25 protein-coding genes and 1 pseudogene are annotated in these 23,448 nt (G+C 66.0%); 5 read left to right on the forward strand and 21 right to left on the reverse strand.

Features of this window, described 5'->3' with window-relative positions; genetic code table 11:
- From ABZS43_RS19390 to ABZS43_RS19465, 16 genes are all read right to left on the reverse strand, one after another.
- On the reverse strand, positions 1–855 hold the full coding sequence (locus ABZS43_RS19390; RefSeq protein ID WP_355037302.1) for an alpha/beta hydrolase: 855 nt from the start codon (positions 853–855) through the stop codon (positions 1–3).
- Positions 856–876: 21 nt separating this feature from the next.
- Positions 877–1,863, reverse strand: coding sequence for a nitronate monooxygenase family protein (locus tag ABZS43_RS19395; protein ID WP_355037303.1), 987 nt, complete (start codon positions 1,861–1,863; stop codon positions 877–879).
- On the reverse strand, positions 1,863–2,687 hold the full coding sequence (locus tag ABZS43_RS19400; protein WP_355037304.1) for an enoyl-CoA hydratase-related protein: 825 nt from the start codon (positions 2,685–2,687) through the stop codon (positions 1,863–1,865). Before ABZS43_RS19400 ends, ABZS43_RS19395 begins: the two co-directional genes overlap by 1 nt.
- A gap of 121 nt (positions 2,688–2,808) precedes the next feature.
- Positions 2,809–3,345 (reverse strand): HtaA domain-containing protein, encoded by a 537-nt coding sequence (locus ABZS43_RS19405; protein ID WP_355037305.1) that lies wholly within the window; start codon positions 3,343–3,345, stop codon positions 2,809–2,811.
- A 57-nt stretch (positions 3,346–3,402) separates the two neighbouring features.
- Positions 3,403–4,569: a thiolase family protein gene (locus ABZS43_RS19410; RefSeq protein WP_355037306.1), complete on the reverse strand. Its 1,167-nt coding sequence runs from the start codon at positions 4,567–4,569 to the stop codon at positions 3,403–3,405.
- 14 nt (positions 4,570–4,583) lie between these two features.
- The gene (locus ABZS43_RS19415; protein WP_355037307.1) at positions 4,584–5,360 is read right to left on the reverse strand and encodes an SDR family NAD(P)-dependent oxidoreductase; all 777 of its coding nucleotides are present in this window, start codon (positions 5,358–5,360) and stop codon (positions 4,584–4,586) included.
- 253 nt (positions 5,361–5,613) lie between these two features.
- On the reverse strand, positions 5,614–5,919 hold the full coding sequence (locus ABZS43_RS19420; RefSeq protein WP_355037308.1) for a hypothetical protein: 306 nt from the start codon (positions 5,917–5,919) through the stop codon (positions 5,614–5,616).
- 77 nt (positions 5,920–5,996) lie between these two features.
- The gene (locus ABZS43_RS19425; protein WP_355037309.1) at positions 5,997–6,248 is read right to left on the reverse strand and encodes a hypothetical protein; all 252 of its coding nucleotides are present in this window, start codon (positions 6,246–6,248) and stop codon (positions 5,997–5,999) included.
- Positions 6,249–6,294: 46 nt separating this feature from the next.
- The gene (locus ABZS43_RS19430) at positions 6,295–7,158 is read right to left on the reverse strand and encodes an aldo/keto reductase (protein WP_355037310.1); all 864 of its coding nucleotides are present in this window, start codon (positions 7,156–7,158) and stop codon (positions 6,295–6,297) included.
- Positions 7,155–9,491 (reverse strand): CoA transferase, encoded by a 2,337-nt coding sequence (locus ABZS43_RS19435; protein WP_355037311.1) that lies wholly within the window; start codon positions 9,489–9,491, stop codon positions 7,155–7,157. The genes ABZS43_RS19430 and ABZS43_RS19435 overlap by 4 nt, the downstream gene beginning before the upstream one ends.
- A complete protein-coding gene (locus ABZS43_RS19440) occupies positions 9,491–10,423 on the reverse strand; it encodes an alpha/beta hydrolase (protein ID WP_355037312.1) in 933 nt (310 codons plus the stop codon). Before ABZS43_RS19440 ends, ABZS43_RS19435 begins: the two co-directional genes overlap by 1 nt.
- Before the next feature lie 3 nt (positions 10,424–10,426).
- Positions 10,427–11,623, reverse strand: a complete 1,197-nt coding sequence (locus ABZS43_RS19445; RefSeq protein WP_355037313.1) for a CoA transferase — start codon at positions 11,621–11,623, stop codon at positions 10,427–10,429.
- Entirely contained in the window at positions 11,620–12,756 is a 1,137-nt protein-coding gene (locus tag ABZS43_RS19450; protein ID WP_355037314.1) for an amidohydrolase family protein, read from the reverse strand. The genes ABZS43_RS19445 and ABZS43_RS19450 overlap by 4 nt, the downstream gene beginning before the upstream one ends.
- Positions 12,757–12,859: 103 nt before the next feature.
- The gene (locus tag ABZS43_RS19455; RefSeq protein WP_355037315.1) at positions 12,860–13,006 is read right to left on the reverse strand and encodes a hypothetical protein; all 147 of its coding nucleotides are present in this window, start codon (positions 13,004–13,006) and stop codon (positions 12,860–12,862) included.
- A 124-nt stretch (positions 13,007–13,130) separates the two neighbouring features.
- Positions 13,131–14,639 (reverse strand): class I adenylate-forming enzyme family protein, encoded by a 1,509-nt coding sequence (locus ABZS43_RS19460; RefSeq protein WP_355037316.1) that lies wholly within the window; start codon positions 14,637–14,639, stop codon positions 13,131–13,133.
- Between the two features lie 48 nt (positions 14,640–14,687).
- Positions 14,688–15,467, reverse strand: coding sequence for an enoyl-CoA hydratase-related protein (locus tag ABZS43_RS19465; RefSeq protein ID WP_355037317.1), 780 nt, complete (start codon positions 15,465–15,467; stop codon positions 14,688–14,690).
- 143 nt (positions 15,468–15,610) lie between these two features.
- On the opposite strand from ABZS43_RS19465, the gene ABZS43_RS19470 reads away from it, so the two are divergent.
- Together ABZS43_RS19470 and ABZS43_RS19475 are read left to right on the forward strand one after the other, a co-directional pair.
- Positions 15,611–15,892 (forward strand): enoyl-CoA hydratase-related protein, encoded by a 282-nt coding sequence (locus ABZS43_RS19470; RefSeq protein WP_355037318.1) that lies wholly within the window; start codon positions 15,611–15,613, stop codon positions 15,890–15,892.
- Between the two features lie 189 nt (positions 15,893–16,081).
- The gene (locus ABZS43_RS19475; protein ID WP_355037319.1) at positions 16,082–17,587 is read left to right on the forward strand and encodes an FCD domain-containing protein; all 1,506 of its coding nucleotides are present in this window, start codon (positions 16,082–16,084) and stop codon (positions 17,585–17,587) included.
- Between the two features lie 23 nt (positions 17,588–17,610).
- Here ABZS43_RS19475 and ABZS43_RS19480 read toward each other — a convergent pair whose 3' ends face one another.
- Together ABZS43_RS19480 and ABZS43_RS19485 are read right to left on the reverse strand one after the other, a co-directional pair.
- Entirely contained in the window at positions 17,611–18,417 is an 807-nt protein-coding gene (locus tag ABZS43_RS19480; RefSeq protein WP_355037320.1) for an enoyl-CoA hydratase-related protein, read from the reverse strand.
- 220 nt (positions 18,418–18,637) lie between these two features.
- Positions 18,638–19,075, reverse strand: a complete 438-nt coding sequence (locus tag ABZS43_RS19485; RefSeq protein WP_355037321.1) for an HAD family hydrolase — start codon at positions 19,073–19,075, stop codon at positions 18,638–18,640.
- Positions 19,076–19,149: 74 nt separating this feature from the next.
- Here ABZS43_RS19485 and ABZS43_RS19490 point away from each other — a divergent pair, with 74 nt between their 5' ends.
- Both ABZS43_RS19490 and ABZS43_RS19495 read left to right on the forward strand, forming a co-directional pair.
- Positions 19,150–20,151, forward strand: a complete 1,002-nt coding sequence (locus ABZS43_RS19490; RefSeq protein WP_355037322.1) for a nitronate monooxygenase family protein — start codon at positions 19,150–19,152, stop codon at positions 20,149–20,151.
- 10 nt (positions 20,152–20,161) lie between these two features.
- Complete coding sequence (locus tag ABZS43_RS19495; protein WP_355037323.1) at positions 20,162–21,709, forward strand: AMP-binding protein; 1,548 nt, start codon at positions 20,162–20,164, stop codon at positions 21,707–21,709.
- A 12-nt stretch (positions 21,710–21,721) separates the two neighbouring features.
- Here ABZS43_RS19495 and ABZS43_RS19500 read toward each other — a convergent pair whose 3' ends face one another.
- A complete protein-coding gene (locus ABZS43_RS19500; RefSeq protein WP_355037324.1) occupies positions 21,722–22,582 on the reverse strand; it encodes an acyl-CoA thioesterase domain-containing protein in 861 nt (286 codons plus the stop codon).
- 72 nt (positions 22,583–22,654) lie between these two features.
- Here ABZS43_RS19500 and ABZS43_RS19505 point away from each other — a divergent pair, with 72 nt between their 5' ends.
- Positions 22,655–22,876, forward strand: coding sequence for a hypothetical protein (locus ABZS43_RS19505; protein ID WP_355037325.1), 222 nt, complete (start codon positions 22,655–22,657; stop codon positions 22,874–22,876).
- On the opposite strand, the gene ABZS43_RS19510 is transcribed toward ABZS43_RS19505, so the two are convergent.
- Positions 22,849–23,142 carry an SDR family NAD(P)-dependent oxidoreductase gene (locus ABZS43_RS19510; RefSeq protein ID WP_355037427.1) on the reverse strand — a complete coding sequence of 98 codons (294 nt, stop codon included), beginning with the start codon at positions 23,140–23,142 and terminating at the stop codon, positions 22,849–22,851. The genes ABZS43_RS19505 and ABZS43_RS19510 overlap by 28 nt on opposite strands.
- Before the next feature lie 7 nt (positions 23,143–23,149).
- Positions 23,150–23,344: pseudogene (locus ABZS43_RS19515) on the reverse strand (SDR family NAD(P)-dependent oxidoreductase); the annotation flags it as partial.
- Positions 23,345–23,448: the final 104 nt, after the last annotated feature.

The raw sequence follows: 23,448 nt of genomic DNA on the forward strand, positions 1-23,448 counted from the left end.
TCAGACGAATTCGACTACGGCTTTCGTGAACGCGTCGTTGTCGTCGCCGGCAGCCGTGTGGCCGGCGCCGTTCAGCTCCACGAACTGCGCGTTCGGCACGACGGCCAAGAACTGCTCGACGGCCTCCCTGCTGACCACATCGGATAGCGCACCTCGCACGACGAGTATCGGCACTCCGAGTTCGCCTGCCGCAGTTTCGAGCTCGCGTACCCACACCTGCAGATCCTGCTCAGGTCTGCGCAGAAACTGGGGGTCCCAGTGCCAGCGCCATCGCCCGTCCGGGCGTTGCCTGAGGTTGCGCCGCAAGCCTTCGGGGCTATGGGGACGTGTCCGATGCGGCAGATACGCCGCGATCGCATCGGCCGCCTCTTCGAGACTGGCGAAGCCGTCCGGGTTACCCTCCATGAACGATCGGATCCGCCGGGCCCCGCGCCCCTTCTCGATTCGCGGAACAACGTCGACCAACACAAGTTTGCGGACGCGGGCCGCGCCGAGTTCACCTGCAACCTGTAGCCCGGTCAGACCGCCGAGGCTCGCTCCGACAATGGTGACGGTTCCACCGATTTCATCGATCACCGAGCAGACGTCATCAGCGAGGGTATCCAGCGCGTATTCGGTGGGCGACGGAGCCCACGCACTGTCGCCGTGTCCACGGGTGTCGAGCGCGACCACGCGAAACCCGTTGGCAGCCAATCGAATACCGGCCGACTTCCACGAATGTCTGGTCTGCCCCGTGCCGTGCAGCAGGAGCACGACCGGGTTATCGTCGTTGCCCCAGCAATCGGCCGCCAGACGTAGTCCGCCGCTGCCGCGGAACTCTGTACGTTGCGCCGGGCCGGCAATGGCGACGTTCATCTCGGTACTCGCTCGCCGGCCTCAGGCGACCACAACAGGGTCCGAGATCAACGCCACATTCCGGCGCAGAACCGTCTCGGCCTCAGCAGCGATTCTGGTGACGAGGTCACCTGCCGTCGGGATGTCGTTGATCAGCCCCTGCACCATTCCGACGGTCCAGATGCCGGCCTCGGGATCCCCCTTCTCGTAGACCTTGCGGCCGCGGGTACCAGCGACCAGTTCTTGCACGTCCCGGAACCGCCCGCCCTTGCCGAGGATTTCGACGACTTCTTCGCTTACCGAGTTCTTCGCCGCTCGCATGGTGTTGCGAAGTTGCCGGAAGATCAGCTGGGTGTCGAGTTCGCTCGCCTCGACGATCTGCTGCTTGATCTTTTCGTGGATCGGGCTCTCGACCGTGCACATGAAGCGCGTACCCATGTTGATCCCGTCCGCGCCGAGAGCGAGCGCCGCGGCGAGTCCGCGGCCGTCGGCGAATCCGCCGGAGGCCAGGATCGGCACCGTCAGCTTGTCCGCCGCGGCCGGAATCAAGACCAAGCCCGGAACGTCGTCCTCGCCCGGGTGTCCGGCACATTCGAAACCATCGATGCTGACGGCATCGACGCCGAGGCTCTGCGCCTTCAAAGCATGACGCACGCTGGTGCATTTATGGATGACCTTGATGCCGTGCTGCTTGAAATGCTCGACGTGCACCTGAGGGTTGGAACCGGCCGTCTCGACGATCGTCACACCGGAGTCGATGATCGCCTGCCGGTACTCCTCGTATGGCGGCGGATTGATCGACAACGTCAGAGTGAGATTGACCGCGATCGGCTTATCGGTCATCTCCCGGGCCCGCGCGATCTCTTTCACGAGATCTTCCGGCGTAGGCTGTGTCAGCCCGGTGATGACGCCGAGGCCTCCGGCCTCGGAGACGGCGGCGGCGAGCTCAGCGCGACCGACCCACATCATCCCGCCTTGGACGATGGGGTGCTCGACGCCGAATTCTTCGGTAAATCGGGTCTTCAACATCATGACTCCTGAACTGGTGCGGGAGCCGATGCCGAATCGGCTCGATAGTAGACAGCCTCACGCTTTTCCACGAACGCCGCTCTCGCCTCCACAGCGTCTGGGCCCAGCATGTTGATCGCCTGAGCGTGGTTCTCTCGCTGCAGCGCTGCTTCGACGCTGCCGCCGTCGGCGGCCGCGTCCAGCAGTTGCTTGGTCAACGAGAGAGCCTGGGCAGGAGCGTGAACCAAGCGCCGGGCCATCGACTCGACGACGGTATCGAGCTCGTCGACAGCCACGATACGAGTCACCAAACCCATCTCCGACGCCTCCGCGGCCGAAAGGATCTCGCCGAAATAGGCGAGTTCCTTGGCCTTCTGTAGGCCGACCAGCCGGGGCAGCAACCAGCTGCCACCGAAGTCGAGCGAGAGCGCGCGGCGAATGAAGATCTGGGAAAATCTCGCACGGTCGGTCGCCACGACGAGGTCGCATCCCAGCGCGAGGTTCCACCCGGCGCCGACAGCGACCCCGTCGACCTTCGCAATGGTGGGAATGGTCAGTGCCGACAGTGCTTCGGCCGCATGACTTGCCCGCTTCATGTAGTCGAGAGCGTCGCCGGAGATGCCCTCCAAATCGGCTCCCGAGCAGAAGTCTCCGCCGGCGCCGGTCACTACCATCACGCGATCGCCGGGCGTGCGCTCGATCTCGGTAAAAGTCTCGGCGAGTTCTCGCCACATGGTCGGGTTGCCGGCGTTCTTCTTCTCGGACCGGGACAGGACCACCGTGACCACACCATCGCGACGTTCGACTTTCAGCGTTTCCACGCTGCCCACCTCTCCACCGGTCACGACCGGCAACCTCGAATGACTATCACATAGCTAACATAGTTTACTATGTTAGCGGGAGCAAGCTTCGCGGTGTCATCCACCCGCACAGTTCATTCCGCCGCAGGGCCCACAGGGCACCGGTCTATACGCACCCAGTGGACCCAGATCCGCTCGCGCAGCCGCCGAAGCCCTCAGCGGCCCCCCGGTGAACAGCAAAGACCAACGACTCGAAACGTTCACCGGCCGCGTAGACATCGTTGAAGACCGAACACGCCTCGGCTGTGAGTATCACGTCGGTGCCATCCCAGATCTGGATATCGCCTTCCGAACGCGGCTGCGACAGAGCGAATGTCACCAGACGCTTACGAGGCGCCTTCTTCGGTTCGTGTGGATCGAGGACAGTCAGCTCCGCTTGGTTTCCCCGGCGCACGATCCACGGATCGGCGATTCGCACATAGAGCATTCCAAAATGTCCACCGAACCTGACATCGCCCCGAAACGCGTAGACGGCGTCGGCACCGGCTGGTGTCGGCGGCGTGTCAGGGTCGGCTTCGAAAAACAGACCATTGGTCTCGGTCGGACGGACTCCGCTGCTGGCAGACGCCTGCCCGTCAGGCAACTTCGCGATGTACTGGACAAAACTGAGTTTGATTCCCCAATCAAGGCCGAGTTCGATCATGCACTCACCGTTTCGGTCCGTTGCCACCTCTATCTCGCCCGACCGAGCCAGCGCCGATCAGACCTCGACGACCACGGCGCCGCCCTGGCCGCCCGCGGCGCACATCGCGGCGACACCGATACCACCACCACGGCGGCGAAGCTCGTGGACGAGCGTGGCGAGCATCCGCGCACCGGACGCCGAGATGGGATGGCCGAGAGAACAACCCGAGCCGTAGATGTTGACCTTCTCCTCCGAGATGTCGTGCACCCTGCACGCGGCGAGCGGCACCGAGGCGAAGGCCTCGTTGATCTCCCACAGATCGACATCGGCAACGGTGAGACCTGCGCGCTGCAGGACCTTCGGCAGCACCTCGACGGCACCCATACCGGTGCGATACGGATCGACACCCACCGAGGCCCAGGCCCGAACCTTGCCGAGACTTTCGATCCCCTGCGCGGCGGCGAGCTCGGACGACAGCAGCATCAGCGCTGCTGCAGCGTCGTTGATACCCGAAGCGTTTCCGGCCGTGGTCGAAAAGCCGGCGATCTCCGGGTGCAACGGCTTCAGCGAGCCCAGCTTCTCCAGGGTGGTGTTGCGGCGTGGGTGCTCGTCGACCGCGAACTCGATCACCGAACCGTCCGCCAGCGTGGTCTTGACCGGCACGATCTCATCGTTGAACGTGCCCGCATCGATGGCAGCGATGGCACGCTGATGGGACCGGAATGCCCAGGCATCGATGTCCTCGCGGGTCAGGCCGACCTCCTGCGCGGTGCTCCAACCGGTCGTGATCGTGACATCGTCGGTCGCGCGGTCGGTGTGCGGGAAGGTCGAGGCCATCCGCTTGACAAGCTCTTCCTGACCGGGGACCCGCCACAGCACCTGCGGTGTCATCGACGAGGAGTGCACTCCACCGGCGATGATCGCGCGATCCATGCCCGCACGGATCGAAGCGGCGGCGTTGCTGACAGCCGTGAGCGAGCCGGCGCAATGCCGGTTGACGGCTTGGCCGGGCGCCTGAGTCAGCCCTGCGCGCACTGCGGCGTAGCGCGCGAGATCACCGCCGCCATAGCCTGCCTCCGCCAGGATGATGTCGTCGACCAGGTCGGCGTCGAGGCCCGAGCGGGTCAGCGCCTCGATTACCACCAGAGGTGCGAGGTCCTCCAGCGGTGTGTCGCGGAGGGACCCTTTGAAGGCTGTCGCGATAGGGGTGCGGACTGCGCTGGCGATGACGGCTTCGGTCATGTGGTCGCTCCTGGTCACTTCATCGCGAAGCGAAGCGCGCCGTCGAGACGGATGCACTCGCCATTGAGATAGTCGTTCTCGGCGATCTGACGCACGAGCAGGCCGTATTCGTCAGGGCTGCCCATTCGGCGCGGGTTGGGGACCGCGGTGCCGAAGCGGGCTTCGGCGTCCTCTCGCTCCATCCGGAAAGCCGGAGTGAAGAACGTGCCCGGCGCGATGGTCATCACGCGGATACCCAGCTTGGAAAGGTCGCGTGCCGCCACCAGGCCGAGGCCGACGACGCCACCCTTGGCCGCGGAGTACGCCGACTGGCCCGGCTGACCTTCGAAGGCGGCGATGCTGGCGGTATTGACGATCACACCGCGCTGGTCGGAGGCGATCGGTTCGGTCTTGGCGATCGCGGCAGCCGCGAGGCGGGTGACGTTGAACGTACCGGTGAGGTAGATGTCGATCGTCCTGCGGAAGGAGTCGAGATCGTACGGGTTGCACTCGCGGTCGAGGATGCGCGAAAGGCCGCCCTCGGTGGCGCCGTGTGCCGCAGCGGCGATGCGAAAAGCACCGAGGGAGGCGGCCACGTCGATCGCGTTCTGCAAGGAGTCGCTGTCGAGGACGTTCGTGGACACGAACCTCGCGTTCTCCGCGCCGAGCTCGGCTTCGAGCGCCTTCCCGTGCTCGTCGGACAGGTCTGCGATGACGACCTTCACGCCCGCCTCCACAAGACGCCGAACGGTGCCCTCGCCCAAGCCGCCGGCCCCGCCGGTGACGATCGCTGAAACGCCTGTCAGATCCATGAAAACTTCTCCTCTTCGACCTCCGCGGGCGGAGGTGCCACACTCGGGGCCCTAAACCAGGACCAATACAGGATACTCTTATGGCGGGTGGATTCGAGACTTTCGACAGTCTCGGCGCTGACTGTCGGATGTGACTCAGACGGACTCGGAATTGAACTGCCCGAGGACGTCACGTCGCACGAGCTTGCCGGTCTCCAGGCGCGGAAACTTGGCTCATAAGACGATCTCGTCCGGCACCGTGCTCGCGACTGTCTCAGTCCGAGGCGGGCAGCGCCTTCGCGCCCGCCTGCTGCAGCAGTTGCCCGCCCACGGCCAGCGAGCCCTCGCCCGCCTTGGTAACGAGCAACTCGAGTGTGCCGCCCTCGGTGACATAGCGTTTGCCGAGCAGACTGCCGCGCATGGCATCTGGATCACCCACGACCTGCGCGGCAGGAGCCCCCTTGGGTGTCATGGCCACACCGCCGCAGGTCAGGTCGTAGTCGCCGGCAACCACTTTGGTGACGATGACATTGGTGGCGTCGACCGCGCTGGCGAGAGCCAGTCCGACCCGAAGCTCCATGATATTTCTCCTTGCTAGCCGACCTCGGAGCGAACGCCCTGCGGCGTGCTGCCGACAATTATCTAGAGGATACTCTTTTATACGCGGCGCTTGTAGTCCGGTTCGACACGCTCTTGGGCGCGCTCCAGACCCTCGACGAAGAGTTCCACCCGGCGCCGCGCGAAGTCGATGTCTTCCTGCGGCGCACCGGCCGCCTCCAGCGCCGTGACGTTGTTGCGCGCGATCTCGAGGCCGTCGTACACGCGTGCGACGCCTTCTTTGATGGTCATCAGGTCGGCGTCCTCGGAGACCGGATCATGCTGCGGACGCTCTGCGAACTCAGTAGCCATGGGGTTCCTTCCACTATTGATGAGTTGAACTACGGCATCATGAGGGTCACATTGCGGCGGTCCGCGCCGCGTCGAGGCGGGCGATCTGCTCGTCGGTGAGCTGTATACCTGAGGCGCCGAGATTCTCGTTCAGATGCTGGAGACTCGATGTGCCCGGAATGGGCAGCATGCACGGACTCTGCGCGAGGAGCCAGGCAAGTGCGGCCTGCTGCGCAGTGATTTCGGCGTCTGCGGCGACCCGAGTCACGACGTCGCGGACCGCGACGCTCGAGTTCAGCGGGGACCACGGGATGAAGGCGATGCCCCGCTCGGTGCACCAGGACAACACCCCCGCGGCCGTACGATCACCGACGCCGTACCGGTTCTGCACCGACACCACGTCGGCGATCCCCTCGATGGCTTTCAGATGACGACAGCCGACGTTGGAGACACCGATATGGCGGATCTTGCCCTCCCGCTGCAGTTCGGCCAGCGCGCCGATCGACTCCTCGATCGGCACCGTGGGGTCCGGGGTGTGCAGCTGATAGAGATCGATCCGCTCGACGTCGAGGCGGCGCAGGCTTCCCTCGCAGGCCGTCCGCAGAGCCTCGGGCCTGCCGTCGGCCGGCAGTGGGATGCCCTTGCTGAAATCTCCGACGAATCCGCCTTTGGTGGCAATGACCAGGCCGTCGTAGGGTGCCAGCGCCTTGGCCAGCAGTTCCTCCGCGACTCCGAGACCATAGATGTCGGCAGTGTCGAAGAATGTCACCCCGGCCTCGGCTGCTCCGCGGAGCACCGCGATCGCGGCATCGACATCGCGCGGCCAGGAGCCGGTGTGATCGACGAGCCGCATGGTGCCGAAGCCGAGGCGGTTGACCTGGAGATCACCCAGCGTGACACGAGCCGGAGCCGGGACGGCCGACGCGTTCATCCCACGACACCCTCGGCCCGAAGCGCGCTGATCCGGCTCTCGTCGAAGCCGATCAGACGCAGGATCTCGTCGGTGTGCTCACCGAGTTCGGGTGCGAGGCGGTGCTCCGGGACCCGAGCATCGCTGACCCGGACCAGCTTGTCGAGCTCGCCGACGTGGCCGCGCACGGCGTGCGGGATGACGGCTGCGCGCCCCGTGCGCTGGTTTTCGGGATCACGAAGGAAGTCACGGTCGTTACGCTGCTGCTTCGGCTCGACGGCAGGTACGCCGGCACCCCCGAGTAGCCGCAGGGCTTCCGCTGTGCTGACCTTCGTCAGCGCGTCGGAAATGACCGAGGCGAGAAGGTCGTCGTTCTCGGCACGGGCGGCTGCGTCCGCGTACTCGACCTGCGCTGCGAGTACCACGCCCGCAATCGGCGCGATCGCGGTCGACAACGCCGCGAACTGATCCTCGCGCCGTGCATAGAGGCAGATCCAACCGTCATCGGTCTCGTAGAGGCGGTCGAGCGCGTCGAGTCCGTAGGCCAGGGGATCCAGGCGACCTGCGCCGACCGCCTCGCCATCGGCGGTGCGAACGATGTGTCCAGCATGGACCATCGCGGCATTGAGCTGCGGGTGCTCGAGGTAGGTGCCCCGGCCGGTGCGCTGCTTCTGGAGGAGGCCGATCAGGATCCCGACTGCGCCCAGCAGCCCGTTACCCGGGTCCTCGTTGCCGGCCGGGAACATCGGCTGGTTGTAGCGGCCCGCGACCTCGAAGTTGATGCCGACATAGCCGGAGACCAGCGGGGCGAAGGACTGGCGCAACCGGTCGGGACCGGTGGATCCCCAGCCGGGTGAGTAGGCGTAGACGACCTCCGGATTGACTGCCTTGATGTCCTCGTAGCCCAGGCCGATGCGCTCGGCCGCACCGGGCCGCATGTTGTGCTGGACCACGTCGGCCCATGCGCCGAGTGCCTGACCGATTTCCTGCGCCGTGGTCTTCTTCAGATCGACCGCGATCGCGCGCTTGCCGGCCTGGGCCGATCCGAAGGGTGGCTTGAGGCCGCGCAGCTGGTCACCGCGAAGCGGTTCGAGCTTGATGACGTCGGCGCCGAGGTCGGCCAGCAACCGCGAGGCGTACGGACCGGCATAGAACGCGCCGTAGTCGAGCACCTTGACGCCGGCGAGCAGCGGCACATCAGCGGCGACCGCGGGCGGCGACCGGCGCGGGTCATGCCAGGGCTGCTGGTCGATCAGCTGGTCGAGCCGATCGTTGTGCTGACCGACGGTCGGTGCCGGCGCGGGCGTGTCGTAGGTGCCGTCGCCGAAGCGTGCGGCCGGGGCGACCTGTTCCACCATGCCCAATACCGGGTCATCGATCTCGACGACCATCTTGTTGTGCTTGACCTGGGGCTCGTCGAACACCTGGGTCGGGTAGAGCTCGGGCATCGCGCAGATGTCGGCCTTCTCCAGCACGTCGAGCCAAGCCTTACGCGTCTTGGTCTCGAAGATCTCCGGCAGGCGGAACTCGATGATCTCGCGCTGCGCGTCGGTCAGCCAGGAGCCGACGTTGTCGTCTTCGCCCTGGAAGTGTTCGGTGAGCCCGACCACCTCCATCAGGCGGTCGAAGGCGCCGACCGCGCCGGTGTGGATTTCGAAGTACTCCCCATCCTCCGCGAGGAAGGCCCGCGAGACCAGTCGCCGAGCGCCGGCCGAGCCGAACGGGGCATCGACATCGTCGTCGGACCACAGCATCGAGAGATAGGCCAGGGCCCCGTCGTAGAGCGAGGTCTCCACCTGGCGTCCCACGCTGTCCTCGGCGCGCCGATGCACAGCAGCCAAGACAGCGATGGCGGTCAGGTAGCCGGCACCGACGCCGGCGAATGGCCAGCCCTCGTAGTTGGGCGTGTCACGGTGTCCTCGCTGCTCGCCGAAGGTGCCGACCAACGACTGAACCAAGGACTCGTAACCAGGTACGTGGGCATAGGGACCGTCGAGGCCGAAGCCGGTGATGGACGCCACGATGAGGCCGGGCAGTTGCTGATGCAGCGTCTCGAAGTCGAGCCCGAGTGAGGACGGCAGCTCGGGTCGGCCACTGACGACGAGGACGTCGGCACCGGACAGCAGTTCCTGGAGCCGCGCGCGGCCGGCGCCGGAATGCACATCCAGGCTCACCCCGTACTTGCCCCGGTTGTAGACCGAGTAGGCAACTTTGAGCTCGTCACGCCACGGGTCGCCCTCGAGCGGCTCCACCCGGATGACGGTCGCGCCGTAGTCGGCGAGCATGCCCGTCGCGAAGGCACCTGCGGTACCCCGGGTGAAGTCGATGATTTTCAAACCGGCAAGAGGACCCATTACGAGACTGCTTTCACATTGTTGGAAAAGGAAGAACCCGCACCGAGGAAGCTCGCGCGTGCCGCCTCGGCGAACGCCAGCACGCGAAGGTGGTACGAACGAGCGCGGCCACCGAGTGACAGGTTGTGGCCTGATCCGCGCACCGTGACGTAGTCGACCGACGCGGCCCGCCGCAGGTGGGACTGCGCGGCGGTCAGTAGCTCGCCTGAGGGCGCTGTGGTCAGCTCGTGCTCGGCCACCGCCCACTGCACCGGTACGGAGATGTCACGCATCAGCCTCGGCAGCAGGTCCGGCGCATCCCGGGCGTCTACGAATTCGGCGCTGGGCGTCGACGAGACCAGGTCGCCACGGAACTCCAGGATGCGCTCGTCGAAGCTGCCCGCAGGGCCGTACCAGTCCCCCGGGGACACCTTGCGCGCCTCAAGCGGGCGCTCGTGACGCAGATGAACGCCATCGGTGATCGCGCTCCGCAGCCCGAGGGTCTGCTGCTTGGTGTAGAGCAGCGGTACGCCACCGACTGCCACTCCGGCGAGTCCGCCGATGCGGGCCCGCGCCGCGACCCGCAACGCGACGATCGCACCGAGCGAGTGGCCGACGACGACTACCGGAGTCTCCGGGATCGCGGCTGCCTCGGACTCCAACCAGGTCGCCACGACCTGCTCGACGAGCTCAGCCTGGGCCCCGGTGTCCAGACCGATCCCGTAACTGGCGCCGTAACCCGGCCGGTCGGGCGCGAGCACCCGCCACCCGAGCTCCGAGGCCAACCTCACCAGGGAGTCGGCGCTGCTGACGGGTGAGTCCCAGTACGCGGCACGGGCACCGCCACCGTGGAGTGCCAGCAGCGCTCCCCGGCACTCCCCGGAGGGCTCACCGGCCACCGCGGAGAGGGTGAGCCCACCGACGCCGAACTCGATCTGGTGTACGGCGGACATGTCTCAGAATGCTCCGGCCGCGCGCAGCGTCGCGATGTTCTCGGCGTCGTATCCGAGCGCCACCAGCACCTCATCGGTGTGCTCACCGAGCAACGGCGCCGGCTTGATCACGTCGAACGGCTGGCCCGAGACCATCGCCGGCCAACCGGGTGCCGTGAACGGACCGGCAACAGGATGGACAGAGTCGTGAATCGAGCCGCGGGCCCGCAACTGCGGGTCGTCCCGGAGATCTCCGACCTGGTTGGCCGGCCCCATGGCGATGTCGTGAACACGGGCGATCTCGACCCACTCCGCCTGCGTACGCTCGCGGAAGATCCGGGCCAACTCCTGGGTCAACAACTCATCGGAGCCCCCGAAGTCGACAGGCGTCGCGGTGTCGACCGTTCCCGAGAGATCGTCGCGCTCGACAGCCCGGCAGAAGTTCCTCCAGAACTTCGGCTCGATCGCGCAGAAGAGCACGAACCGCTCGTCCTTGGTCTCGTAGAAGTGGTACTTGGGGTTGCTTTCGCCACCGCCGAGACCTGTCCCTCCAACGAGCCGACTCGCGTTCCAGTGGTAGAGGGCATCGATCCACTGCGTGCCCAGAACCGCATCGGAGCCGGCACCATCGATGTAGACACCTTCACCCGTACGACGCACCTGTTCGAGCGCGGCCACCGCGGAGAGAGCCGTGAACAGGGCACCGGGAACAGTGCCGTCGGTGAGGCCCCCGTGCTCCTGCACGAGCCCATCGTCACCGACGCTCAGCTTGGCCCCGCCGCCGAGCGAGCCCATCATCTGACCATGTGTAGGGATGTTCGAGAGCGGACCGAACGCACCGAAACCACTGCACTGGGCATAGACGATGTCGGGCTTCACCGCCTTCTGTTGCTCATAGCCGATGCCCAGCTGGGCGCACGCATCCCCCGCGAATCCGTCGATGAAGATGTCCGCGGTCTTCAGCAGGTCGAAGAAGACCTCGCGGCCCTCCTCCGCTTTCAGGTTGAGCGTCATGCTGCGTTTGTTGCGATTGACGAACATGTGCGCCGGACTGTGGTGGGGAACGATCTGGCCGAGGAAGTCGCGCAGATAGTCCCCCACCCCGGGGGCCTCCACCTTGATCACATCGGCGCCCAGATCGGCGAGGAGCCGTCCGGTCTGGTCACCATTGAAGAGGACAGCACACTCGACGACGCGAACGCCTTCGAGGAGTTTGATCACGCGACGGCGACCTTGGCGTCGACCTTGGCCGGCCAGTTGTAGAGCTTCCGCGCGTTTTCGGCGAACACCTTGCGGACCTCGTCCTCGGGCAGATCCTTTGCCACCCGCTTGGCGATCTCTTGCGAGTGCGGCCAGACCGACTCGACGTGCGGGAAGTCGCTCTCCCACAAGATGCGGTCGACGCCGACGCGGTGGCGGAGCTCGAGACCCACCTGGTCGTCGACGAAAGCGCCGTACACGTTGCGCTTGAAGAGATCCGACGGTCGCAGGTCGTCCAGGCCGGACCACATGCGGTGGCGCTCCCACATCCGGTCGCAGCGCTCGAGCAGCGCGGGTATCCACCCGAGGCCGCCCTCGGAGAAGACCATCTGCAGGTCGGGGAACTTGCGCAGGACCGGACTCTCGAGCATGCCGACCATGCCGATCGACGCACTTGCCTGGGCGAGCATGATCAGCACGTGGAACGGCGCGTCCGGCGCCGGCGAGGCGAGCGAACCGCTGGTGCCGATGTGCATGTTGATCACCAGGCCGGTCTCCTCGCAAGCCTGGAAGACGGGGTCCCAGTGATCGGTGAAGAACGACGGCAGCCCCAGCGGCGCCGGCGTCTCCGGGAAGGTGATGCAGCGGGCCCCGCGCGCCGCCATGCGGCGTACCTCGGCGGCCGCCTTCTCGGGGTCCCACAGTTGCGTGATCGCCATCGGGATGTAGAGGTCGGGCGCCGCTGCGCACCACTCGTCGATCAGCCAGTCGTTGTAGGCCTTGACGCTGAGGTCCGCGAGCTCCTTGTCCTGGAAGTCCAGAAAAAGGGTGCCGGCGAATCGTGGCAGAGTGGGGAAACAGACAGTGCCGACGACGCCGTCCATCTCCATGTCCTTGGCGCGCTGTTTCGGGTCCCAGCAGCCCTGGATCATGTCGGTGAAGCGCACCGGGTCCATGTTCCACTCTTCGAACGGCTTGCCGGCGACGGCGTTGAGCCCCATCGTGTCGACGCGCTTGTCCTCGTAGACCCACCACTCGCGGGTGCCATCGTCGATGACGTGCGGGCCGATATCCTTGTATTTGGCAGGCAGGCGGTCCACCCACACGCTCGGGGGCTCGATGATGTGGTCATCGACGCTGATCAGCTCGTACATGTGCCCATAGTCCCTTCGTAATGTGAGCCACGCCATAGGCGCGTATCAAGCAGTATCCTTAATTTCGGACAACGCACGTCCCCGCGCCGGAAACTCAGCTTTCTCAGGTGACCGCGCCCGAGGCCCTCGGGCTCCCGACCCCGGTGGCGGTCCAGCCTGCAACGCCGAGCACGGCTTCCGTGTCGCGGAACGGGCCTGGGCCGATGCCCGCTAACTCGATGACGGTGTATCCGCCGAGTGGTCCGGTCATAAATTCAGGATACTCTAATTTTCTCAGAAAGGGAGACCCGGGTCACATCCAGTTCCGGATGGAGCTGGTCCGCAGGTAGCCACGAGCCAGGATGGCAGCCCACCGGGCCCTGGCCGCTGGTCCATCATCGGGCGGCCGCACGGCGAGCTCGGTCAGCGTCGGCCGCCGCAGTGAGCTCGGGAATCAGGTCACGCTTGACCACCTTGAGGTTCTGGTTGTACGGCAGCGCATCCATCACCACGAAAGTCCTCGGAATCTTGTTGGCTGCCAGATGCTCGCCTGCAAACGCAGCCAGTTGCTCGGCGGTCGCGACATGACCGTCGTGGAACACGACGGCAGCGGCCACGTCCTCCCCGAGCACCGAGTGGGGAACACCGACTACCGCGACATCGGCCACCGCGGGATGGGCCAGCAGGACGTTCTCGACCTCACCGGGCCCGATGTTGTAACCGCCGCGGATGATGATCTCCTTGGAACGCCCGGTGAGGATCAGGTCGCCGTCCTCATCGAAGTGCCCGATGTCGCCGGTGTCGAGCCACCCACCGGTCCACGTCTTGCGGGTATTTTCTTCATCGCCCCAATACCGGCGGGGAACGGCCGCCTTGGTCCAGATCGCGCCGTCGACCCCCGTGGCGACCGCGACGCCGTTCGCATCGCGGATCTCGACGGTGGACGGGTCGTCGGGACTGCCGACCGAGCCCGGCTTGAGCACCGAGGCCTGCGAGCGGGTCGCGACCCGGGCCTGCGACTCGGTTTGACCGTAGACGTTGACGACGCGGATATCGGGCCAGAGGTCGTGCACCCGAACGACGGTGTCGGCGGGCAGCGGCGCGGTGCCGGTGATGACGAAGCGGACGCTGGAGAAGTCCCTGTCTTCGATGCCTGGCTGGTCGAGGATGAGGCGCAACATCGAGGGCACCAAATGCAGGGTGTCCGGACGCTTGGTCTCGATCAATTCGACCATGCCCGCCGGGTCGAAGTGCGGTTGCACGATCACCGTACTGCCGAAGTTGAGGGGCGAGAGCATCAACCCGTGGCAACCACCGAACCCGGTGTACGGGAGCGCGTGAAGAATAACCTTCGACGTGGTGGTCCGAGTGCCGTCGCCGATCTTCGAGACCAGGTCCGCATGGGTGAAGACGACGCCCTTCGGCCGGCCTGTCGTGCCGGAGGTGGAGATGATATCGAGATCACCCTCGGGGTCGAGCGCGCTCTGGTCCAACAGACTGCTCACATCGCGCGGAACGTCCTCGACCGTCCAGATCGCTTTCACTTGCAGCTCCGGCAGTTTATCCGGCACGTCGGTGACGATCCAGGCGGCGCCGGTCAGCTGAGCGAAGTACTTCATCTCCTCCTGGGTGAGGCGCGTGTTGAGCGGGACCGCGATGGCACCCGCCCGTTGCACGGCGATGAAGACCACCGCCATGTCGACCCCGTGGTTATTGGTGATAGGCAGCAGCACCCGGTCGCCGACCTGGACACCGCTCGCCGTCAGCCCGCCCCCGATCGCCGCCGCCTCGGCGTCCCACTCTGCGAACGTGATGGCGCGGTGGGTGTCATCCTGCGCCACTGCGTCGGGGGAAGTGTGAGCGCGAACGGTGAGGACATCGGGCAGACGTCGAAGAGGACTCATGAGCAATAGAGTATCCTCTATGAGAGCAGGGCGCTAACCTATTCGGTTTCAACGCCACTTCCACACAGGGTCGCGCTTGTCGAAGAAGGCCTGGCGTGCTTCGGCCGAATCCTCGAACGTGACCATCCGAGCGGTGTAGTCCTGCTCCACCCGGTAGCCCTCCTGGAAGGGGAGGTCCTCGGTTCGGTTCATCGATTCCTTGGCCAGACGCAACGCCAACGGGCTCTTCCCCGCCAGGGCGCGCGCGTACTCGTCTGCGACCGCGTCGAGGTCGGCAGGGTCGGCCACGACCCGAACTATCACTCCGGCCGCGGCGAGCTCGGCAGCTGTCGCCATCCGGCCGGTGAAGAACATGTCGCGAGCACGGTACGGGCCGAGCATCCGGACCAGGTGCGAGCTCGCGCCGAGAAGGCCCATGTTGATCTCGGTCATCCCGAAAGTTGCGCGTTCGGTGGCGATGATCATGTCGCAGCACGACGCGAGCGCGAACCCACCCCCGATGGCCGCCTTGTCGACGGCCGCGATGACCGGAACCGCACACTCGTGGATCGACCGGAACATCTCGCGCGCGACCTTCCCGCGGTCGGTCATCGCGGCAGGCGTCGACTCCTCGTCCGGGCCGGAGACGTCGTTGAGGTCGACACCGGCGACGAAGGCCCGATCGGGCACGACGCGGAACACCGCGACGATGACCTCGCGGTCATCCGCGAAACCGTCGAAGATCGTGGTGAGGTCGTGCATCACCCGCCTCGTCAAAGCATTGACCGGCGGACGGTGGAAGGTGACGGTAGCGATGCCGCCTGCCTTTTCCACTTCGAGGGATTCCATGGTGATCGTTCTCGCTTCCGTATCGATCCACCGGCGCAGCGCCGGGCAGGGCAACCCCAGAATTATCATGACGGTTGCCCAGTCGTGAAGCTTTTCAGTATCCTTAATATCATAGCCAACCCGAGGACATCCTGCTCTACGACGTGCGCGACGGGGTCACCGTCGTCACCCTCAACCGGCCCGCGCGGCTCAACGCCTTGGAGACGGCCTACGGGCGGGCCCTGCGGCGAGCTAGAGTCGACCAGCATGTTCGCGTGGTCGTGGTCACCGGATCGGGCGACGCGTTCTACGCAGGTGCCGACACTGCCGTACTCGACGCCATCGATTCCGCAGGCGGCACCAAGGGCGTCCTCGACAGCAGGAGTCGCTACCTGCGTAGCCTTTGCCTCGCCAGATTTCACGGAAGGGCTTCACGCCTTCGGTGAGCGAAGGTCTCCACATTTCCCGGCCTTGGCGGACGTCGAGTGAGCACCACGCCACAGATCTGAATTGGTCGCAGGCCATGTATTGCGGCTATTCTTTACCGCACAGACGCTCCATTCACGAAAGCCAAGCGGACTCGAAATCACCAGTGTGTGGGCTCGAACCCTGGCGGAAGCTCCAGGGGACGTTGGATGACCGTCGTACCAGAACAGACTGCAGCCACCGCGCACGCTGTCGAGACCACCAAAAAACCAGAGGTGAAGCGTGCCGTCGCGGTTGCACGCAGGATCGGCGAAGACATCGCCGCTCGAGGCTGGCCGATCGGCGAGAGCATCGGGTCGGAGCAGGATCTGATGGAGCGGTACGGCGTGAGCCGTGCCATCCTCCGGGAGGCGGTACGACTACTCGAGCACCAGACAGTGGCGACGATGCGCCGCGGCCCAGCGGGCGGCCTGATCGTGCAAGAGCCCGATGCGACACCGACGCTCACGGCCATGACGATGTTCCTCGAGCACATCGGCACCTCATACGAAAACATCATCGATGCGCGCACGATTCTCGAACCGGTGGCTGCAGCGTGGGCAGCCGAGGCGCTCACCGAGGACGAGATCGCCGATCTGCGGGACGCTCTCACCGCCGAGCACGAGCGCGCAGGCCCCATGGATTCCACCGACGGTTCGGTGAAGGAGGATATCGTCCACGCGGCGATCGCGCGAGCGAGCGGCAATCCGGTCCTCGAGATCTTCGTCCACGTCCTCACCCAGTTGACCGAGCGATACGCCCGTGTAGCTCCCTCAGTGCAGCGGGACGAGCGGTCCGAGATCCTCGCCGCGGTACGCGCTGCGCATGCCGCCATCGTGGACTCGATTCTCTGCGGCAACCCCGGACAGGCGCAGCACCGGGCCGAGGTTCATCTCCATGCGATGGCAACCTGGCTGGTATCGAAATCCGGGGGCGTGACCACCACCCGCCAGGCCCGTAAGCGAGCCCGGACGAGCACCCCGACGGAGCGCATACCCGGCTCCAAGCTGGCCGAATACGTCTCGCTGCGGATCCGCGACGACATCATCGGCGAGGATGTCGCGGTCGGAGACTTCATCGGCTCAGAGACCGACCTGCTGGAGCGTTACGGTGTCAGCCGCGCAGTGCTGCGCGAGGCCATCCGGCTGGTGGAGCACCATGGCATTGCCCGGATGCGACGGGGACCAGGGGGTGGACTGATCGCGACCGAGCCGAATCCGGGGGCGAGCACCGAGTCGATGGCACTGCTGCTCGACTACCGACGGACCACCCTGGCTCAGGTTTGGGCGGTTCGTGCTGCGATCGAATTGGAGTGCGTCGTACGGGTAGCCCAGCGCTCCACCGATGCCGACGTCGTGGCCTGGATCGAGGCCACCCGGGCAGCCAACCAACAGAAGCTGAAGCCAGGGAGCCCGATTCTCGGAAAACATGACCTGCACTACACGTTGGCCGAAATCAGCGGAAACCCCGTACTGAACATGTTTCTGCGAATCCTGTCCTCGCTCTATCGTCGCCACCTGCCGCCGGACGTAAATGTGGACCCGAGCACCGACATGCGCAGAGACCTGGTCCGCGCGCACGACGCGATCCTCGACGCGATCGAGGCGGGCGACGCTGGGCTCGCCCGACACCGGATGGCGCGGCATCTCAGCGCGCTCGGCCAGTGGTGGCTTTGACCACCAGCGTCCGTTCGGATCGGTCAGCTTCCGGTGAAGTTCGCGTCCCCGCGCTTCATCAATGCCGCGATGCCCACCTTGAAGTCACTGCTGCGCAGCGCGACCTCCTCGGCGAAGGACTCGTTGTAGAGCGCCTGGGTGAGAGGCTGATCCAGGTTGCGGCGGATCAATGATTTGGCCAGCCCGACAGCGACTGTAGCGGTCTCTGCGAACATTCCCACCGCCTCATGGAACGTCTGATCGAACGCCGCCTCGGGGACCGCCTCGTTGATCATCCCCCAGGCCTCGGCCTTCGCTGCCCCCACCGGCTTGCCGAGTAGGAGCATCTCCTTGGCGCGAGCGACGCCGATCAGGCGCGGGATCAGATAGGTCGTTCCGCTGTCGGGAGTGAATCCGCGCGGAGTGAAGGGTGCCCAGAACTTGGCTGATTCGCTCGCCACGATGTAGTCCGAGAACAAGGCCAACGAAAGGCCTGCTCCAGCAGCCCAGCCTCGCACCCCCGCCACAACCGGCAACTCGACGTCGGACAAGGCCCGAATCATCTCGTTGACACCTCCGTCGATCCGGCGATGATGGTGTCCGATCCGCGGCCTCGCGTCGGACTTCGCGTTCGCCGCCCGGAGATCTACCCCCGTGCAGAAATCCTTGCCGCTCGAACCGAGCGCCACGACCCGGATCTCCGGGTCTTCTGGAGCTTCTTTCAGGGCGCTGATCATGGTCGCCACCATCTCACCGGTCAGCGTACTGCCCGCGTCGGAACGGTCGATCGTGATCCTCAGGACAGGCCCGCCCCACTCGATCCTCAGTCCATCACAACTCTCCACAGCCACTGCGCTCTCCTCACGAGATGAAATCCAACTCTCAACACAGTACCGCTCCGAAGTTCTTTTAAGTATCCTCTATTAAGATCGACGTAAGAGAAGGACCATCATTGGCGCTCATCCACAGCGACGACGAGGTGGTGATGTCCGAGGACGCCAGGGGGGCGTCCTGGCCTTCACGGAGAAGCGTTCGCCGATGGACCGGCCGATGAATCGCCTTTGAGTGTCATCAATACACCGAACTTGTCGCGGCGATCTGTGCACACAACCGGACGAACTCCTGATCGTGATCGTTCGGTGCCGTGTAGGGACTCACCCCGATGATCCGCACCCCGAGCGGCACCTCGCCAGGCGAGTCGTCGACGCACACCGCCGGCCTGTGGCGCTGAGGCAGGTGGTCGAAGCGCCAGCGGCCATCGGGACCGCGCGACGGCTTGCCGTAATAGCCGTCGAGCAGTTCACCGAGACCGAACTGAGTGGCTTTGCCCTGGGCCCAGCGGGCTCCTCCGCCGCTCCACAGCACGCACCGAACACCGCGCTCATTCAGTGCTGTCAAGAGCTCCCGGGCATGAGGCCGCAGGCTGGCGCCTCCCAGGAGGTCGATCAGACAGCCGTCGACATCGAAGGCCCACACCTCACCCGAGGTCGCATTGACGGTCGCTTCCATCGAACAGAGCCTTTCGAAAAGTATTGAGTATCCTCTATAGTGAGATATTACCGCTTATGACCCGTGGAGGAAACGTGGCTCTGGACGCCAGCATCCGAGATTCGCTCACCCTGCCTGCGTTCTGCGCGCCGATGTTTCTCGTGAGCACGCCGGAGTTGGTGAGTGCAGCCTGCAAGGCAGGCATCGTCGCGGCGCTGCCGCGACATAATGCCCGGGGCTTCGAGCAGTTCGAGCAATGGCTGGCACAGATCGACGCCGACCTCACGGCTTACCGGGACGCGAACCCCGGCGCCCAGGTCGGTCCGATCGCCGTGAATCTGCCGAACGGACTCGACAACGAGGTGCTGAACCGGCACCTGCGCCTGTTCAGCAAGTACGGCGTGCGGATCGTGGTGACCGCGACCGGCGACCCGACCGAGACCGTCAAGCAGGTGCACGACTGGGGTGGTGTCGTCTACCACGACGTGACGTCACTGCGCTTCGCAGAGACGGCGATCGCCGCCGGTGCCGACGGGCTGAACTGCATCGGCGCGGGAGGCGGCGGCCACTCCGGGACGGTCAGCCACCTCGCCCTCATCCCCAAGGTGCGCGAGATGTTCGACGGCACCATCGTGATGGCCGGCGCGGTCTCGACCGGCGCCGCGATCCGAGCGGCGGAGGTGCTCGGTGCCGACTTGGCCTACCTGGGCACCCGCTTCATAGCGACCCGGGAGTCCGGCGCCTCCGAGGAGTACAAACAGATGCTCGTCGACGAGTCAGCGACCGGGCTCAGCTACACCCCCGCGATTGCGGGCGTACCGGCCAACTGGCTGGTCGAGTCGATGCGCCGCAACGGCCTCGACCCCGAGAACCTGCCGGTCCCCAACGGCCCGATGCGCCACGATCACCTGCCCGAGGCTGTCAAACCATGGCGCAACCTGTGGAGCGCCGGCCAGGGCATCGAACTCATCCATGACATCCCGCCTGTCGCCGAACTGGTCAGCAGGTTGCGCCGCGAGTACATCGCGGCCTGCGCCACACCGGACTTGGCCGAGGCGGCTCGTCTCGCCGAGCAGGCCAGCGCGACCGGCGTCTGAGGGAGCCGCCGTGACCGACGGCCTGTGGGCATGGGCGACCCGGCGCCCCGCGCATGTCGCCGTGATCAACCCGGACGGCAGCACCATCACCGCCGGCGAGCTGGCCCAGCGCGCGAATCGCTTCTCGCACCTGCTGCGCTCTCGCGGCGTCGCGCCGCACTCGCGGATCGCCCTGTTGGTCGGCAACCGCCACGAGTTCTTCGAGCTCGCCCTCGGCGCCCAGCAGATCGGGGTCCATCCGGTCCCGATCAACACCCACCTCGCCCCCGACGAGATCGCCCACATCGTGAGTGACTGCGACGCCGGACTGGTCATCATCGAAGCGACGTTCACCGAGACGGGACTGGCCGCCCTGGACGCGATCGACTACCCGGCCGATCGACGGGTCGTGTTGGGCTCTCCCGACGCCCCTGCGGCGCGCCACTACGAGCAACTCCTCGACGCCTACGCTTCGACCGCGCCGACTCAGCGGATCTGGTCCAACGTCATGCTCTACACCTCGGGGACCACCGGTCGCCCGAAGGGCGTCACCTTCCCCATGTCATCCGTCCCGGTCTTGCCGGAGGAGGGTCTCGCAGGAACCGAGCCGATGATGATCCGGCGCGGGATGAGCACAGACCCCGACGGTGTCACCTTGGTGACAGGGCCGCTCTACCACGGGGCACCGGGAACCTGGGGTCTGCAGGGGCTACACAACGGTCACACCGTCGTGCTCGCCGGCAGCTGGGACAGCGAACGGGTTCTCGGCCTCATCGAGATGTACGGCGTCACGACGACCCAGATGGCACCGATCCACTTCCACCGTCTCCTCCAGCTGCCCGAGAACGTACGGTCCCGCTACGGACATGAGCGGCTCCGCGTCGTCAGCCATGCCGGCGCGCCGTGCCCGGTGGAGACCAAGCGGGCGATGATGGACTGGTGGGGGCCGGTGCTCTATGAGTACTTCGCCAGCTCAGAGGGCTTCGGCACCAGTATCACGGCGCAGGAGTGGCTGGCGCACCCGGGATCCGTCGGCCATGTCAATGCCGACGGCGCGGAGATGACGGTGCTGGACGAGAACGGGCAAGAGCTCCCCCACGGTGCGATCGGCACCCTGTGGATCCGAAATCCTCGCGGCATCCTGTCCGAATACCTGAACGACGAGGCCAAGACCCGCAGCAGTCAGCGCGACGGCTTCTACACCGCCGGCGACCAGGCGTACATCGACGCCGAGGGCTGGTTGTACATCGCCGACAGGCGCACGGACATGATCCTGTCCGGCGGGGTCAACATCTATCCGGCCGAGGTCGAGCGGGCGCTGATCTCCCACCCGGCCGTCGCTGAGGTCGCGGTGGTCGGCCTGCCCGATCCGGAGTGGGGCAAGCGGGTCCACGCCGTCGTCGTCACCGAGTCCGGGACCGCGGACGGGGAGGGTCTCGCCGAGGAGCTTCGTGCGCACGCCGCACGAACGCTGGCCCGCTTCAAGCTGTTTCGCACGATCGAGTTCCGTCAGGCGCTTCCGTACTCGCCCACAGGCAAGCTGTTGCGGCGGGTGATAGTCGCCGAGCACGACGGCTGAGTCCGGACGAGCTCAGACCTGGTCCGCGGTCGCGGTCACCGGGCGCATGACCCCCTCCTGCGCGGCGCTGACCACCAGCCGACCGGACCGATCGAAGATCCGCCCGGTGGACAACGCCCGGCCACCGGCCGCCCACGCCGAGTCCACCTCGTAGAGGAACCACTCGTCGGTGCGGAAGGACTCATGGAACCAGACCGCGTGGTCGAGGCTGGCCCCGACGAGGCCGGGATCCCCGACCTCGATGCCGTGCCGGAAGGCGGCAGCCCCGAGCAGTAACTGATCCGAGGCGTACGCCGCGGCAGCGGCGTGGGCGAGCACGTCCGCACCCAAGGACTCCTTGAGCCGCATCCACATCCTCGGCACGGAGGTACGCCGCGGATCGAAGGGAGCGCCTTCGACGAGGCGGAACTCGATCGGGTGCCGCCGGCCTAGCCCCGCGAACCATGCACGGGCGGTCTCGCTGATGACTACCGACGCCGCGTCCGGCGGCGGCGACTCCTCCGGCGGCCGTACGTCAGCCGACTCCGGCCGGTGCTCCAGTTGGCCCGGCGTCGGCCGTTGGAACGAGGCCATCACCGAGAAGATCACCCTGTCCCCCTGCCTGGCCTCGACCCGACGCCCGGAGAAGGACCTGCCGTCGCGGATCGTGGTGACCAGGTAGTCGATTCCCGCTACCGGGTCGCCCGGCGCGTGGAAATAGCAGTGCAGCGAGTGCGCGACTCGATCGTCGGCAACGGTCAGACCGGCTGCCATCAAGGCTTGTGCTGCCAACTGGCCCCCGAATACACGGGTCGGACCGGCAGCGGCGGGGTGAGCCCGAAAGTGGTCGTCATCGACCCGATCGAGCGTGAGCAACCTGGATATGCGTGACATCGCGGACACCTCTCCGAACTCAATGCGGCCGGACACTCGCCAACAATCCCAGCGGCCTATTGAGTACACCTTATGACTGCAAGGCGGTTCCCCGTCGAAGCGGGGCACATCCTTCAATTCGCGCGTGCTGTCGGCGAGACGGACGAGCGCTCTCTCGGCGCGCTCGACGATCTCCGCGATGGGGTCCCGGCCCCGCCGACCTTCATCGGCGCGATGGTGTACCGCCGCGCGGAGCGACGAACTCACAGCGCAGCCCTGAGCAATGCTCAGTGTGCGATGAAGCCGGCATCATAGGGGATCACGGCGCCGGTGAGCGATCCCGACCGGGGGCCGGCCAGGTAGAGAACCAGTTCCGCTACCTCGTCGACGTGAGCCACCCGCGAGATGAGCGGTCCACCACCGGACGCCGAGTAGGCGGCGGAGTACTCGAACCCGACCATGCCGACCATCGACCCGATGTTCACCACCGCCCCGCCGCCACGGGCGAGCATCGCGGGCAGCGATGCTCGCGTGAAGAGAAACGGCCGAGCAGATCTCGCCGCATCGTGCGGCGGTGGCAGGGCCCGCGACATCGCCCGCGAGAGAAACGATCGTGCCCGCCGCCCCCTCCGCCGCCGAGGTTGCGATCAGCTCGTCGAGCTTCGCCTGCCGCCTCCCGACAGCCACCACGTCCGCACCTTCGCGAGCGAACAGCCGAGCTGTGGCCGCACCCAGCCAGGTCCCCGCGCCGGTCACCACAGCGACCTTGTCCTTCAAACGCATCGAGCTCTCCTGACCGCGAACCCGCACGGGCTGTTTGTTTCAGTGTCCTCGTTTCGAACGAGGCAATAGGAAGACCTGCGCGCTGACCGCACTCTGCTCGCCGG

Origin of the sequence: Nocardia sp. NPDC005366 (assembly GCF_040606855.1) — a bacterium.
In the GTDB taxonomy this organism is placed as follows: Bacteria; Actinomycetota; Actinomycetes; order Mycobacteriales; family Mycobacteriaceae; genus Nocardia.

Bases quoted from the DNA above. Each gene is read 5' to 3' on its own strand.
- ABZS43_RS19485 (WP_355037321.1), bottom strand. From the start codon at position 19,075: ATGGAAGCGACCGTCAATGCGACCTCGGGTGAGGTGTGGGCCTTCGAT.
- ABZS43_RS19450 (WP_355037314.1), bottom strand. From the start codon at position 12,756: ATGTACGAGCTGATCAGCGTCGATGACCACATCATCGAGCCCCCGAGC.
- ABZS43_RS19435 (WP_355037311.1), bottom strand. From the start codon at position 9,491: ATGGGTCCTCTTGCCGGTTTGAAAATCATCGACTTCACCCGGGGTACC.
- ABZS43_RS19425 (WP_355037309.1), bottom strand. From the start codon at position 6,248: ATGGCTACTGAGTTCGCAGAGCGTCCGCAGCATGATCCGGTCTCCGAG.
- ABZS43_RS19475 (WP_355037319.1), top strand. From the start codon at position 16,082: ATGACCGTCGTACCAGAACAGACTGCAGCCACCGCGCACGCTGTCGAG.
- ABZS43_RS19420 (WP_355037308.1), bottom strand. From the start codon at position 5,919: ATGGAGCTTCGGGTCGGACTGGCTCTCGCCAGCGCGGTCGACGCCACC.
- ABZS43_RS19410 (WP_355037306.1), bottom strand. From the start codon at position 4,569: ATGACCGAAGCCGTCATCGCCAGCGCAGTCCGCACCCCTATCGCGACA.
- ABZS43_RS19405 (WP_355037305.1), bottom strand. From the start codon at position 3,345: ATGATCGAACTCGGCCTTGATTGGGGAATCAAACTCAGTTTTGTCCAG.
- ABZS43_RS19430 (WP_355037310.1), bottom strand. From the start codon at position 7,158: ATGAACGCGTCGGCCGTCCCGGCTCCGGCTCGTGTCACGCTGGGTGAT.
- ABZS43_RS19390 (WP_355037302.1), bottom strand. From the start codon at position 855: ATGAACGTCGCCATTGCCGGCCCGGCGCAACGTACAGAGTTCCGCGGC.
- ABZS43_RS19415 (WP_355037307.1), bottom strand. From the start codon at position 5,360: ATGGATCTGACAGGCGTTTCAGCGATCGTCACCGGCGGGGCCGGCGGC.
- ABZS43_RS19455 (WP_355037315.1), bottom strand. From the start codon at position 13,006: ATGACCGGACCACTCGGCGGATACACCGTCATCGAGTTAGCGGGCATC.
- ABZS43_RS19440 (WP_355037312.1), bottom strand. From the start codon at position 10,423: ATGTCCGCCGTACACCAGATCGAGTTCGGCGTCGGTGGGCTCACCCTC.
- ABZS43_RS19465 (WP_355037317.1), bottom strand. From the start codon at position 15,467: ATGGAATCCCTCGAAGTGGAAAAGGCAGGCGGCATCGCTACCGTCACC.
- ABZS43_RS19395 (WP_355037303.1), bottom strand. From the start codon at position 1,863: ATGTTGAAGACCCGATTTACCGAAGAATTCGGCGTCGAGCACCCCATC.
- ABZS43_RS19500 (WP_355037324.1), bottom strand. From the start codon at position 22,582: ATGTCACGCATATCCAGGTTGCTCACGCTCGATCGGGTCGATGACGAC.
- ABZS43_RS19460 (WP_355037316.1), bottom strand. From the start codon at position 14,639: ATGAGTCCTCTTCGACGTCTGCCCGATGTCCTCACCGTTCGCGCTCAC.
- ABZS43_RS19505 (WP_355037325.1), top strand. From the start codon at position 22,655: ATGACTGCAAGGCGGTTCCCCGTCGAAGCGGGGCACATCCTTCAATTC.